Genomic DNA, 13,544 nt, shown 5'->3' on the forward strand with positions numbered 1-13,544 from the left:
GCCCCTCCAGAACAAGGTTCAGTATCTGTGCTCTCTTCGCTTCTCGCTCGGTCAAATGTAGTCCTCTCATGGACTGACATATTCACTGAGCAGTTACCTACTGACAATATCACTGAGCAAAGACAGAGAGGGTGTTGGGTGCTGGGTGTTGGGTGCTGGGTTTCGGACCGAGGTACTTCATAATTCATACTTCATACTTCATAATTTGCCCCGAAACTTCCCGTGGAGTCACACACATGGTCAACGAGATCGTTTACATGGACGCCGCCGAGACGGCGGAGCGGATTCGGGCGAAGGACGTATCGCCGGTGGAGGTTGCGCGGGCGCACCTGGAGCGCATCGAGTCGGTCAATCCGAAGCTGAACGCCATTGTGACGCACGCGCCGGGGGTGGAGGAGCGCGCCCGAGAAGCGGAGGCGGCGATCATGCGGGGGGAGGTGTGGGGGCCGCTGCACGGGGTGCCGTACACGATCAAGGACTGCGTGGACACCGCGGGGATACGGACGACCCAGGGGTCCAGGCTGTTCGCGGACAACGTGCCTTCAGAGGACGCGACGGTGGTGAAGCGGCTTAAGGCGGCCGGCGGCATCATGCTGGGGAAGACGAACATGCCGGAGTTCGCGTTCTGGTGGGAGACGGGGAACGCGATATTCGGCTTCACGGACAACCCGTACAAGAAGGGCTACACGGCCGGGGGGTCGAGCGGGGGAGAGGCGGCGGCCATCGCGACAGGCATGTCGCCGCTCGGCATAGGCAGCGACGTGGGCGGCTCGATACGGCTACCGGCGGGCCACTGCGGCGTCGTGGGGCTCAAGCCCACCCACGGCCGCGTGCCGCTGACGGGGCACCACCCGAACATGCTGCTCAGGTACATGCACGTGGGGCCGATGGCGCGGTCCGTCAGGGACATCGCGCTGGCGATGGAGGTGATCGAGGGGCCGGATGGGATCGACAGCTACTGTGTGGCGAGGCAGCAGTCGGCAGTCAGCAGTCAGCAGTCGGCCAGACAAACCAGGAATGTGCCGGCCTCCGGCTCTCGGATTGGCCGACTGCCGACTACCAACGACCAACTACCACTCCGCGTGGCCTGGTGCGCGGAGGGCGGGTTCGACCCGGTGGACCCGGCGGTGCAGGCGACCGTGAGGAATGCTGCGAAGGCGCTGGCGGATGCGGGGTGCGCGGTGGAGGAGGTGGGCCTGGAGTGGTGGCGTGAGCTTGACGGGCAGACGATGACGCTCTCGATCTACTCCGCGGAGGGTACGCAGTACCTTGCGCCGATCATCAAGGGGCGGGAGGAGCTGCTGGCGCCGCCGATGCAGCGGCGGCTGAAGATGGTGGACCCCACGTTTGAGGACTATCTGAAGGCGAACGCGGACGTGGACCGTCTGCGGGCTAGGGTAGCGGAGCTCTTCAGGTCTTATGACATTCTGCTGCTGCCAACGTGCCCGCTGCCACCGCTGCCGCACGACACGCGCGAGCCGGTAGTCAACGGGCGGACGGTGCACCCGCGCTCGACGCTCCGGCTGACGGTGCCGTTCGACCTGACCGGATCGCCGGCGGTCAGCCTGCCGTTCGGGTGGACGGCGGACGGCTTGCCAATCGGCGTGCAGCTTGTCGGCAGGCACTGGGAGGACGGTACGGTGCTGCAGACGGCGGCGGCGCTGGAGGTGTCGGCGGAGAGGCGAATAGTGAATTTGGAATAGTGATTAGTGAATTGAGCACTGCGCGCCATACAAACAATCTGCGTGATCTGCGTAATCTGCGGATAATTCATACGCTTTAGATCCTCATCCGGAAACGCATGCCGACCTGTTCGAAGCCCTCCCGGCGGTAGAACTCCTCCTGGCGGAGGCCGTTCGGCGGCGTGCCGAGCTCCACTACGCGGCAGCCGTGGGCGCGCGCGACGGCGAGGGCGTGCTCGACTAGCTGCGCGCCGACCGATCGGCTGCGGTGCTCGGGGACCACGTACATCTCCTGGATGACGGCGTAACGGCCGGCGGTACGCATCGCCGTCTGGAACGAAAGCGTGCAGACTCCGACTACCTGAGAGTCCTCTTCCGCGACGATAACCGAGCCCGCGCCCTCATTAGCAGCGACGCTCTGGAAGGCCGGGACCGCGGACTCGTAGGGGATAGGCCTCGCTCCCAGCTCTTCCAGGAGGCAATTGACGAGCTCGATGACCTTCTCGGCGTCCCTGGCAGTTGCAGTCCTGGTTTTCATCCGCCCCTCACGCTATTCGGAATGGTTGAGAATGGTATCACAGAAAGCCGCAACCAGTTTCGCGCCGAGCGGGCGGGACATTGACCGGGCGCTGAGGCGGACTTAGAATTCGGTGCGGTGACCACGCGATTGTTCAGCGCACGAACGGTGCAAGCCTCCACAATATGCTCTTCAACTCGCTCGTTTTCTTCATCTTCTTCCCCCTAGTGTACGCGGGATAATTGCTGACGCAGCGGTGGCTGCGCGTGCAGAACACGCTGCTGCTCGTCGCGAGTTACATCTTCTACGGCTGGTGGGACTGGCGTTTCCTGGGCCTCATCGCGTTGACGACAGTTGTCGACTTCGCGATGTCCAACCTGATCCACACCAGCAATGACGCCCTCCGCCGCAAGGCGTTCCTGGTCTTTTCCATCGTCTTCAACCTGGGCATCCTGGGGTTCTTCAAGTACTTCAACTTCTTCGAGGACAGTGCGGTCTCCCTGCTAAAGATGTTCGGCATGCAGCCGGACTTTTTCACGCTGAAGATACTGCTGCCGGTAGGCATTTCTTTCTACACGTTCCAGTCGATGAGCTACACGATCGATGTCTATCGCGGCGCGCTCAAACCGACGCGGAACCTGTTTGACTACGCGCTGTTCGTGTCGTTTTTCCCTCAGCTGGTCGCGGGGCCTATCGAGCGGGTGCCGCACCTGCTGCCGCAGGTGACGGGGAAGAGGACGATCACCTGGGAAGGCATCAACTCCGGCCTGGCGCTGCTCGTGTGGGGCTTCTTCAAGAAGGTGGTCATAGCGGACATGGTCGGCCTGATTGCGGACGAGATCTTCAACGGTTACGACGACCTGCACGGTATAGTCATCCTCATCGGCATGCTGGCGTTCACGGTTCAGATATACGCGGACTTCTCGGCGTACTCGGACATCGCGCGCGGCCTGTCGAAGATGATGGGCTTCGACCTGATGGTGAACTTCCGGTTGCCGTACTTCGCCCGCAACCCGGCGGACTTCTGGCGGCGGTGGCACATATCGCTGTCGTCGTGGATACGCGACTACCTGTACATCCCGCTCGGCGGCAACCGCGGCGGGAAGTGGAAGACTTATCGCAACATCTTCGTGGCCATGGCGCTTTCCGGCCTGTGGCACGGGGCGGCGTGGAACTTCGTCTTGTGGGGGGTGTACCACGGCGCGCCGCAGGTGGGCCACCGGGCGTGGCTGGACCGCTTCCCGCCGCCGAAGGACAGGCCGCCGGGCGGGTGGCAGAGCAACGCGCTCGTTGTGGCCCAGGTGGCTGGCATGTTCACGCTGACAGTAATCGGCTGGGTGCTGTTCCGCAGCCGCAGCATGGACCAGATCGTGGGGATGTTCACCCACCTGGGCTTTGGGGTAACTGACCAGGCGCTGGATCTTGGATACCAGCTTGCATACTTCACGCTGCCGCTGGTCGTTGTGCAGGTCTTCCAGCTTGCGAAGAACGAGCTGCACCTGTTCGAAGGGATCCGCGCGCCGGCGCAGGTCGCCGTGTACACGTACCTGATCGTGATGTCGCTGGCCTTCGCGCTGAGGGCGCCGAGCGAGTTTATCTACTTCCAGTTCTAGGGGCAGATTATTTCACAACTATCAAATGCACAATACCAGTACGAGATCAAACCGAATAACAGCGTCCAGAGTGATCCTCACAGTCCTCAGTGTGTTTGTCCTAGTTCTCATGGCCAATTTTGCGGCCCTGGTACTTCTCAAATCGGCCGAGAATGGGAATAGGGGTTATTGGCGAATAGGCGCAATGTGGAACCTTCTGGGCAGAATGGAGGAGCCTACCGACTGGCTAGTTCTGGGTGACTCCAGTGGGTTCCGGGGATTTGACCCAGCTGTCTGGCAGGACGCAACAGGCGAAAAGGCGATTAACCTTTCAGCGACTGTGCAAGTCGTGTCAGCCGGTTACGCAATGCTTCTGAAAGGTTACATTGAGCGGTTTGGAGCGCCCAAGGCGGTTATTGTTATTCACACTTACGATGCCTGGTACCGCGAAGTGGACACCTTAGCGGTCGGCCAGACTCCGCTTTGGGGTATTTGGGAGAATAGATCGGCTGGTTTGTTCTCGATTGTCCAGAGCGCAAAAATACTGCTGACCAAAATCTTTCCGATTTACTACAGCGATACGTCGCTGCCTTCACTGGTGCTTCGACCATACACTATTAGGTTTACTGCAAATCCGCTCACTATTGCTACCAATCGGGCCAGAGTCGCGGATAACGGTTTTGAACCTGCCCCAGGAACGGAAACGGATTCGGTGGTTTCGGACTTGGCCGGACATCTCCGATTCGTTTCGCGGGTGGCAGGTCGGAACGTGGAATTGTCCGACGTTAATAAAGCGGCGCTTCACCAACTCGGCGAACTTTCAGATCAATATGAATTTGATATCTACCTTGTTAACGGCCCGATTCATACGAACCTCAATGATGACCGAGACTTCCAAAACCACTATTCAAAACTCCGACAGGCCTTGACTGAAGAGATAGGTCCCTTCAAACGCTTGCATCTGTTACCGGGTGAACCCAAGACCTTTGAAACACATCAACTATTTAATTCAATTGACCACGTCACCGGCGAGAGCGCCGAATCATACACCCGGTGGCTTGCGGATAGGGTTGCACGGTAGAGAAACGGTGGCATGGCGTCATCGAATTCGTAGGTGAAGGCGGTGCCCAGAATGCCCAAATGGGAGGAGTCATACGTTGGGCGGCTCCGGTCAGTGGTGGGCAACCGGCGGCTGATTACAGCTGGCGTGCGGGCGGCGATTGTGGACGAGCAGGGGAGGTTCCTGTTCATCAGGCGTCGTGACAATGGGAACTGGGGGATGGTGGAGGGTGGCGTTGATCTGGGCGATTCCATCATGGAGACGCTGGCCAAAGAGGTCAAGGAAGAGACCGGACTGGACGTGGTAAGGGCGACGCTGGTGGCGGTCTACTCCGAGAAGCGGTTCTGGTTCACCAACGTTTGGGGCAACGAGCACCAGATGGTGAATTTTGTGTTCCGCGTGGACGAGTGGAGCGGCACCCTGGCGCCTCAGACGGACGAGTCCACGGATGCGCGCTTCTTCCCCGTGGACGAGCTGCCCGAAGACCACTTCTGGTACCGCGAGACGATCGCGGATGTGCTGGAGTTCGACGGGACCGTGCGGGTGAAGTGAATAGTGAATTTGGAATAGTGAATAGTGAATTGGAAGCCGATGAAGTCGGCCCCAGGGCCGGGGCGGCTTTCGGATCCTGCTACTCCTGCTTCATCCACGTTGAGGCGAGGCCGGGGTAGCCGGCGCTCATCCTGGCGAGCGTTTCTTCCGCAACGAAGACGAATGTCGCGGTGGCCTGCGCCGCAATAGTGCCGTCAGGCAGTACCGCGCTGCCCTCCGTTTTGACCAGGCCGCGGCCCTTCTCCGCCAGCTTGCCCACCGCCGTCACCTCCTGCCCAATCAGCACCGGCTTGCGGAACCGCACCTCCATCTTTGCCGTCATCGTCCATTTCCCCTCAAGAAGCGAGACGCGGCTCATGACCTCGTCCAGCAGCGCGCTTATGACGCCGCCGTGTAGGTATCCAGGGAAGCCCTGGTGCTCGGGGCGGGCGGTGTAGCGCGTGAGAATGCGGTCTCCCTCCACCTCGAACCGCAGGCGCATCCCGGTCTCGTTGCGTGGGCCACAGGCGAAGCAGAGGCCGTAGTCGGTGTCGTCGTTAAGGGGCAGCATGGCGCTCCTTGGGAATGACGAAGTACAAATTACAAATTATGAGTTGGGAGGACTTTCCAGGAGCTTTTTGAGGGCTTTGGCGTCGGTCTCTATCTGGTTCTTGACCATGACCTGCATCATTGGGCCGAACAGGCCGCCCATCAGGCCTGTCTCGGCCTGGCCTGTCAGGGTCAGCTTTGTGCCGCCGTCAGGAAGGGCGTGCACGGACACGGTCGCCTCCAGCGGGATGGGGCCGGACTTAGTCTTGAACGCGAATCTCTTGTTTAGCTCGAAGCGAGTGGTATTGAACACAGACTCCACGTGCCTGCCCATGACGATGCGTACAACCTTCACGCGCGTGCCCACGCCGAGCGGTCCGGGTGTGATGGCCTCGGAGACCGTGACGCCGCTCTGCCACCTGGTGTTGTTCCTGGGGTCCGCGATGAAGCTGAACACTTCCTCAAGAGGCCGGGCGATAATAACGCTGTGGGTCACGGATAGCATTGGGTCTCCTCCCACATGATATATTACACGCACCTTTACGCTGGAGACATCCGCCATGGCTACCGTTAGAGACCTCCTGTCGCAAATTGACGGGATGGTCGAGGAGATTGTCCGCACACACCAGGACCTCATACGGATCCCCTCCGTGAACACCGGGACCATGCCGACCGGCAACGAGACGCCGGTAGCGAAGCACGTCGCCGACTGGCTCGCGAAGGACGGCATCAAGTCCGAGATACTGGAATCCGCGCCGGGACGCGGGAGCATCATCGCCCGCATGGAGGGCGCGAGCGGCAAGGCCGGCCTGATGCTGATGTCGCACCTAGACGTGGTGCCGGTGGAGGACGAGAGCAAGTGGAGCGTGCCGCCCTTCGGTGGAATGCTCAAGAACGGCCGCGTATATGGTCGTGGTGCCTCCGATTGCAAGTCGCTGCTCACCGCGCAGATGTTCGCGATGCGGACGCTGAAGCGCAGCGGCGTCAAGCTCAAGGAGGGCCTGATACTGGCTTCGGGCGCAGACGAGGAGCACGGGGGACGGTACGGTTTCGGGTGGATTGCGAAGCACCACCCCGAGAAGATCATGGCGAAGTACGCCGTGAATGAGGGCGGCGGCTACCCTACGGAGACCGCGGCGGGGACGGCCTACGTGATGAACCTTGGGGAGAAGGGCCGGCTGCAGGTTGAGCTTACGATCAAGGGGACGAGCGCGCACGCCTCCATGCCGTGGACGGGCACGAACGCGCTCTTCAAGCTGGCGCAGGTGCTGCAGCGCATTGAGGCCTACGAGCCCGTCCGAGACACCTCTGCCGAGATGTTCAAGTCGCTTTCGCTCTTCGCCATCGAGGACAAGCCGTCCCCGGAAAACATCGACTCGATCGTCTCGGAACTTGAGAAGACGAACAAGAGCATGTCGATCTTTCTCAAGGCGGCATCCCGCATGACCTTCACCCCCACGATGATCCGCGGCGGCATCAAGTCCAACAGCGTGCCGGAGTCGATCCGGCTGACGTGCGATGTCCGCACCCTGCCGTTCCAGGACGACAAGTACGTCCGCAAGGAGATCGAGAAGTGCCTTGAGGGCATCGACGGCGTGGACATCGACATCGATTACATGGCGGTCCCGACCGACTCGCCGTACGGGACGAAGTTCACGGACGAGATCAAGAAGGCGACGATCCAGGCGCTGGGCCGTGACGACCTCCAGTGGATACCCGGCTTGTGCGTGGGCTTCACTGACTCGCGCTTCACACGCGAGCTCGGGATACAGACCTACGACTTCGCCGGCACGCACCCGGACGATGACCCGCTCGCGTGCAAAGTGCACGGGACCGACGAGTCCGAGGGCGTAGCGAGCCTTGTTAGCTCCACGAAGGTGATGCTGGCGCTGGCGCACAACATGCTTGTGTGAGGGCGCCGTCTAGTGATGACGAATTGTCAGGGGTACCGGAGGTATCCGGCACGTGTCAATCAATACTCTTTTTAGGCAGGTCGACGACGGTGCTCACGAGGTGGTCGAACTGCTTCAAGCGCTAGTTCGAATACCGTCCGTTAACACTGGAACGACACCCACAGGCAATGAGACACCCGTCGCGGAGTACGCGCGCGATTGGTTGAGTCGCGAGTCAATCACCGCGGAAGTAATTGAATCCGAACTATCGAGGGGGAGCCTGGTCGCTCGTATGCAGGGCAGATCACCTGATAATGGCCTGCTTATGATGTCTCACCTGGATGTCGTCCCCGTCGAGAACGAGAACAAGTGGCGGTTCGCACCGTTCTCGGGGACCCTGCATGAGGGCAAGGTCTACGGCAGGGGCGCTTCCGACTGCAAAGCCCTGCTTGCGGCTCAGATGTATGCCATGGCGGTCCTCAAGCGCAGTCATGTGAGCCTCACGGAAGGTCTTGTTCTCGCATCCGGCGCGGATGAGGAGCACGGAGGCAGGCGCGGCTTTGGGTGGCTATCGCAACACTGTCCCGAAAAGATACGAGCCCGGTACGCTGTGAATGAGGGCGGAGGTTATCCGGTTTCGACCCCGTCGGGGCCGGCATACATGCTCAATCTGGGGGAAAAGGGTCGAATTCAGATTGAGATTACTATCAGAGGCGCGAGCGCACACGCTGCGCTTCCCTGGACAGGCGACAATCCCTTTTTCAGGCTCTCTGAGGTTCTGAGGCGCCTGCAAGCCTACGCGCCTGTCCTAGACACATCCTCCGAGATGTTTGGCTGTGTTTCCCTTTATGGAATAGACGTCCGTCCAACCCCTGAAAACATCGACGACATTCTTGCGACTCTTGAGGGGCATGACAAGTTGGCGGCAGTTATTCTGCGCGCCGCGTCAAGATTGACGATCACACCCACGATGGTTAAAGGCGGAGTCAAGTCAAACAGTGTGCCGGATTCGATCCGCCTCACATGCGATGTTCGTACCCTTCCTTACCAGAGTGCGGGCTACGTGCGCGCGGAACTTGCCGGGCTGCTTGAAGGCCTCCCGGATATCGATGTGGAGATGGATGTCATGGGCGTTTCAAACGCTTCCCCATGGAAATCACCGTTTGTTGACCTCATCAAGAGGGCGACCGTTCTGGCAACGGGGAGGCAAGACATTCACTTCATTCCTGGGCTGTGCGTAGGTTTCTCCGATTCCAGGTTTATGCGGCCCCTTGGAGTTGACACTTACGACTTTGAAGGGATGCACCCGGACGAGGACGCTCTGAAGTGCAACGTCCACGGGACTGATGAGTACACGAGCGTCGCGTCCCTGTTGATCAAGTGCAAGACCATGCTCGCCCTGGCCCACGAAACGCTGGTCTGAGGGGAGTGACCGGAAGCAGCGATTCACCCCTTCCAGCGCCGGCCGTGTTTTTCCACCATCTTCCAGTTGAGCCGTGCCCCCAGTCCCGGGCCTCCGGGAAAGTAGAGGTAGCCGCCCTCCACGCGCTCGTGAGGTTCGATCATTTCAGCGCGGTATGGGGCCTCCAGAATAGCGTGCTCCAGCGCGAACGAGTCGGGGACGGCGGTGTGGACGTGTGCGCTGGCGAGCAGGGCAGGGGGGCCCCAAGGGCAATGGCAGGAGGTCTTGACGCCGCGCTTGCTGGCCTCCAGGCCCGCGCGGGCAGCCACACCCACGCCGCCGCAACGCAGGATGTCCTGCATGATGATGTCTACGCGCGCATGAGTGATGAGGTCCGCGAAATAGGCCTCTCCGTAATCGGAGCCCCCGGCAACCAGCGCCATCTCGATCTTGTCGCGCAGTCCATGGAAATCTCCCCCACGGGTCTCGGAGATGATGGGGTCTTCGAACCAGGTCACGCCGAGCCTGTGTAGCTCCTCTGCGATGGCGGGGGCGGTCTCCTGGTTGAACGCTCCGTGGCAGTCCACCTGCAGGGCGACCATGGGGCCGACGGCGGTGCGCATTGCCTGAACACGGGCAAGACTCTCTCCCCACGTAGCCTTGGCCTCGGCGACCGTCCCTTTACCTTTCACTCCGCCGAAGGGATCGCTCTTGATAATGGTGAAACCGCGCTCGACAGCCAGCTCGGCTGCCTTGCCGAAGTCAGCGGGGGTGCGTCCCCTGGTAGCGCGGAGATATCGGTTTATGTTCCCGTACAGGAGTTGCCTTTCCTTTGGCTGCCCTCCCAGCGCCTCGGTCATGGTGACACCGCGGTGCTGGGCCTGGAGGTCGACTATCGCGTTTCGGAGCACGCCAATGGGCGATGCTAGGTCGCTGCTGGCCCGCAGCTCGGCGTCCGTTAAGCCAAGGAGACCCTCAATATCGCGCTCGCTGGTTATGGGCCTGCCCCGCACCTTTTCCAGCGCCTCCACGACCAGCTTGTCGCGGTTGCCGGGTCCCCTCGCGTTTTGAAACTCCACAGCGGCGCTCGCCCCTTCGGAGTCTGTGATTTCCACGAACGACCAGCTTTTGATGTCGTTGAATTGCACCAGGGCGAACTCGGCGCGCTCAAGCCGTATCTCTGGGAGCATCGGCACCTCTCATATTCGCGAAATCAGCACCCGAGCTAATCTACCACATCCACTAGTGCCGAGTGGGATTGGGTGCTAAACTCACTGTAGGGAAGGGGGCCGCCAGAGATGGAAGGACTTGTAATGCACCGGACGCCGCCGGCTAAGCTGCCGACGATGGTGCTCGCCCTCGCGGGCTGGCCGGACGCCGCCGAGTCAGCGACAACGGTGGTGAAGTACCTCGTTCGCAAGCTTAAAGCGACCAAGTTCGCCGACATCGACCCCGATGAGTTCTATGAGTTCAGCCTCAACAGGCCCCAGACGAAGATCAATGCGAGAGGCGAGCGGGAAATCGTCTGGCAGGCGAACAATTTCTACTTCTACTCGCCTGAAGACGAGTCCCAGGGTCTCCTTCTCTACAGCGGCACCGAGCCAAACCTGAAGTGGAGATCGTACTGCAAGCTGGTCCTCGATATGGCGGAATCGTGCGGGGTGCAGCGGGTTATTTCTCTCGGCGCGCTGCTGGACGCGGTGCCGCACACTCGTGAGGTGAGGATCACAGGCAGGGCCAACGAACCCTCCCTGGCCCGAAAGCTCGAGGACATGGGTGTGCGCGAGTCCGGCTACCAGGGACCGTGCGGAATCACTACCGCCCTGATGGATGCTGCCGGAACGCGGGGAATGGCCATGGGGAGCCTGTGCGCGCACAACCCCCATTACGTTACCTCTGCACCAAATCCCAAGGCCAGCTACGCGCTGCTGACGCGGCTGCTGGAGACAGTGACGATAGACGTGGACCCGGCGGATATGAGGGCTTCCGCAAGCACATACGAAGTGGATGTAAACAAGGCCATCAGCGCCAAGGCGGATGTGCATGATTACGTGCGCCGGCTTGAGCGCAGCTTCGACGTTCTCTATCCGCGCGAGGCGGACCTGCCGAACGCTTCCGTGGTAGTTGAAGAGATCGAAGAGTTTCTCAAGAAGAGGAACCCGCCGAACCCCGGTGGCTAAAGGTCAGGCCGCGGATGGGACAGAAGGCTCCGAGAGGAAGTAGTATGGGATGTGCCAGACGCCCAGTGTTCCCATATCCACGGTGACCCGCCGACCGCTCGCCTGCCGCACAACGCCCCTCGCTCCGTGACGCGGCCCTCCAACGATATTCCCGTGGTAGACAACCTCGCGACCCGGCGCAAGAGCCCGTACAGCGACTGCGCGGCCCCCTTCGGAATCCCTCGCCGGCATTCCCGGCATCGGTAGCTGTCCTTTCCTCGTGCTTGCCTGATTGCGATTCATTTAGGGCTTCCCTCAGACCAGTTGTACTGGACAAGTCTAGAACAATATAGAACAGACCGGCCGTACTGTCAAGATTCGGGTTGCCAAAGGCGCGCAAGGTGTTACAATCAAATCTGCCGACGGCCGGCATGTAGTTGCCGGCGCAATTATTCTCTGCAGGTATTCACATGCGGCTAGCTGGCAAAGTTGCTCTCATAACCGGCGGCGCCGGCGAGATGGGCCAGGCCAAGGCGAAGCTCTTTGCCGTGGAGGGAGCGGCTGTGGCAGTGGCGGATATCATTGAGGCGGCGGGGGAAGCGGTGGTCAGGGATATCCGGCAGGCGGGTGGCAAGGCCATGTTCGTCAAGCTGGACGTTTCATCTGAGACGGACTGGGCGGCCGCCGTGGCAAACGTGGAGAAGCGCTTCGGCAAGCTGGACGTGCTCGTGAACAACGCGGGGATATACCAGACAACGCAGGTGGAAAGCACCTCTGTTGAAGAGTGGGACCGGACAATGGCGGTCAATGCCCGGGGGGTGTTCCTCGGGGTAAAGCACGTCATACCGGCGATGCGCAGGGCCCGCGGCGGCTCCATAGTGAACATCTCGTCAACGACCGGCATCGTCGGGGGGACCAGAGGGAGCGCTTACGGCGCATCGAAAGGGGCCGTAAGGGCGTTCACCAAGTTCGCCGCAATACAGCTGGCCAAAGACGGCATACGCGTCAACTCTATCCACCCCGGACCCATCGACACGCCACTGATCGCCGTGAACATCGGCACGCCCGAAGGCCGGGCGGCGTCAGTTTCACGCGTCCCACTTGGCCGCATAGGGACGCCTGCAGATGTTGCCTATGGCGCCCTTTACCTCGCCTCCGACGAGTCATCGTTCGTCACCGGCTCCGAGCTGGTGATCGACGGCGGCCTGACGGCGCAGTAACCCAGAGGGCAGCCATCTCTCCTCCAGACCTCCTCGATCACCTCGACCTTGCGCGCCCGCTCGTCTCCCGCGGCCGTTTCGGCATCGTGGTCGATTAAGACGGAACGATATCCCGAATTGCGCCCCGGCCGGACCTCGCCGTAGTGTCGCCCCGCTCCGCGGCCGCGCTGCGCCAAATGGTAGGCAAGGCGGCGCTGGTCAGCGTGATGTCCGGGCGCGAGGTGGATGACCTGCGGAAACGGGCCGGAATAACGGGCGCGCTGTACGTGGGCAACCACGGCGTCGAGTACCTCGACGGTGCGCGACTGGAAGTCGTGCCCGGAGTCGGTGAGCACCACGACCTTATCGAACGCCTCCTCGCGCACATCCGCCGGACCGTGCAGGACTCCGGGCTCGTGTTCCAGGACAAGCGGTACAGCGCCTCGGTACACTTCCGGCTATCGAAGGACCATGAAAAGGCCCGTCAGGCGATTGAGGAAGCGACCGCAGCATCCCCGGACGCGGCCGCGCTGGAGATATTCTGGGGCAAGCAGGTGCTGGAGATACGCGCCCCGCTGGGCGTGAACAAGGGCTACGCCATGCGGAAGCTCGTCGCGGAGTACCGGCTGGACGCGGCAATGTTCCTGGGCGACGACATCACGGACCTGGATGCTATCATGGCCGTGCGGGAGATGTCCGGGAGGCATGGCTTTACTGGGCTTGGAGTGGCCGTGGCGCACCATGATTCGCCCGCAGCAGTGCTGGATGGGTCCGACTGTGTGCTGAACGGCGTGGACGAGGTGGACGCGTTCCTGGAGTGGCTGGCGGGGGTGCTGGGGGGGGGTAGACGGGCGGCGTCGGTTAGCTGTTGCAGAAGTGGGCGGCCGCCATATCGGCCGCCCACTGCTGTTATTTATTGGACCGTTATTGTGCCGGTCATGCCGCCGTGCAGCTCGCAGGC

The 13,544-nt window shown here is 61.2% G+C and carries 12 protein-coding genes and 1 pseudogene; 9 read left to right on the plus strand and 4 right to left on the minus strand.

The annotated features are described in order from the left end of the window. The first annotated feature begins 236 nt into the window (after positions 1–236). Positions 237–1,703: an amidase gene (locus tag FJ319_12755; protein MBM3935146.1), complete on the plus strand. Its 1,467-nt coding sequence runs from the start codon at positions 237–239 to the stop codon at positions 1,701–1,703. 76 nt (positions 1,704–1,779) lie between these two features. Here FJ319_12755 and FJ319_12760 read toward each other — a convergent pair whose 3' ends face one another. Beyond that, positions 1,780–2,220, minus strand: a complete 441-nt coding sequence (locus FJ319_12760) for a GNAT family N-acetyltransferase (GenBank protein ID MBM3935147.1) — start codon at positions 2,218–2,220, stop codon at positions 1,780–1,782. Positions 2,221–2,384: 164 nt separating this feature from the next. Between FJ319_12760 and FJ319_12765 the strand changes: the two are divergent. From FJ319_12765 to FJ319_12775, 3 genes and pseudogenes are all read left to right on the plus strand, one after another. Continuing rightward, a pseudogene (locus FJ319_12765) lies at positions 2,385–3,812 on the plus strand (MBOAT family protein). A gap of 109 nt (positions 3,813–3,921) precedes the next feature. After that, positions 3,922–4,872 (plus strand): hypothetical protein, encoded by a 951-nt coding sequence (locus tag FJ319_12770; GenBank protein MBM3935148.1) that lies wholly within the window; start codon positions 3,922–3,924, stop codon positions 4,870–4,872. Between the two features lie 51 nt (positions 4,873–4,923). After that, positions 4,924–5,403 carry an NUDIX domain-containing protein gene (locus FJ319_12775; protein ID MBM3935149.1) on the plus strand — a complete coding sequence of 160 codons (480 nt, stop codon included), beginning with the start codon at positions 4,924–4,926 and terminating at the stop codon, positions 5,401–5,403. A 79-nt stretch (positions 5,404–5,482) separates the two neighbouring features. Here the strand turns inward: FJ319_12775 and FJ319_12780 are convergent, their stop codons facing one another. Further along, complete coding sequence (locus FJ319_12780) at positions 5,483–5,953, minus strand: PaaI family thioesterase (GenBank protein ID MBM3935150.1); 471 nt, start codon at positions 5,951–5,953, stop codon at positions 5,483–5,485. A 36-nt stretch (positions 5,954–5,989) separates the two neighbouring features. Continuing rightward, positions 5,990–6,715, minus strand: a complete 726-nt coding sequence (locus FJ319_12785; protein MBM3935151.1) for a hypothetical protein — start codon at positions 6,713–6,715, stop codon at positions 5,990–5,992. On the opposite strand from FJ319_12785, the gene FJ319_12790 reads away from it, so the two are divergent. Both FJ319_12790 and FJ319_12795 read left to right on the plus strand, forming a co-directional pair. Further along, the gene (locus FJ319_12790; GenBank protein ID MBM3935152.1) at positions 6,492–7,844 is read left to right on the plus strand and encodes a M20/M25/M40 family metallo-hydrolase; all 1,353 of its coding nucleotides are present in this window, start codon (positions 6,492–6,494) and stop codon (positions 7,842–7,844) included. The genes FJ319_12785 and FJ319_12790 overlap by 224 nt on opposite strands. A 52-nt stretch (positions 7,845–7,896) precedes the next feature. Next, complete coding sequence (locus tag FJ319_12795) at positions 7,897–9,246, plus strand: M20/M25/M40 family metallo-hydrolase (GenBank protein MBM3935153.1); 1,350 nt, start codon at positions 7,897–7,899, stop codon at positions 9,244–9,246. 23 nt (positions 9,247–9,269) lie between these two features. Here the strand turns inward: FJ319_12795 and FJ319_12800 are convergent, their stop codons facing one another. Beyond that, on the minus strand, positions 9,270–10,415 hold the full coding sequence (locus FJ319_12800; protein ID MBM3935154.1) for a hypothetical protein: 1,146 nt from the start codon (positions 10,413–10,415) through the stop codon (positions 9,270–9,272). A 108-nt stretch (positions 10,416–10,523) separates the two neighbouring features. Here FJ319_12800 and FJ319_12805 point away from each other — a divergent pair, with 108 nt between their 5' ends. The 3 genes from FJ319_12805 to otsB all read left to right on the plus strand — a co-directional run. After that, positions 10,524–11,405 carry a PAC2 family protein gene (locus FJ319_12805; GenBank protein ID MBM3935155.1) on the plus strand — a complete coding sequence of 294 codons (882 nt, stop codon included), beginning with the start codon at positions 10,524–10,526 and terminating at the stop codon, positions 11,403–11,405. A 449-nt stretch (positions 11,406–11,854) separates the two neighbouring features. After that, positions 11,855–12,604 (plus strand): glucose 1-dehydrogenase, encoded by a 750-nt coding sequence (locus FJ319_12810; protein ID MBM3935156.1) that lies wholly within the window; start codon positions 11,855–11,857, stop codon positions 12,602–12,604. A 176-nt stretch (positions 12,605–12,780) separates the two neighbouring features. Further along, on the plus strand, positions 12,781–13,544 hold a 764-nt coding region (gene otsB / locus FJ319_12815), incomplete at its 3' end, for a trehalose-phosphatase (GenBank protein MBM3935157.1).

The organism is SAR202 cluster bacterium, assembly GCA_016872355.1.
In the GTDB taxonomy this organism is placed as follows: domain Bacteria; phylum Chloroflexota; class Dehalococcoidia; order Lucifugimonadales; family VGZY01; genus VGZY01.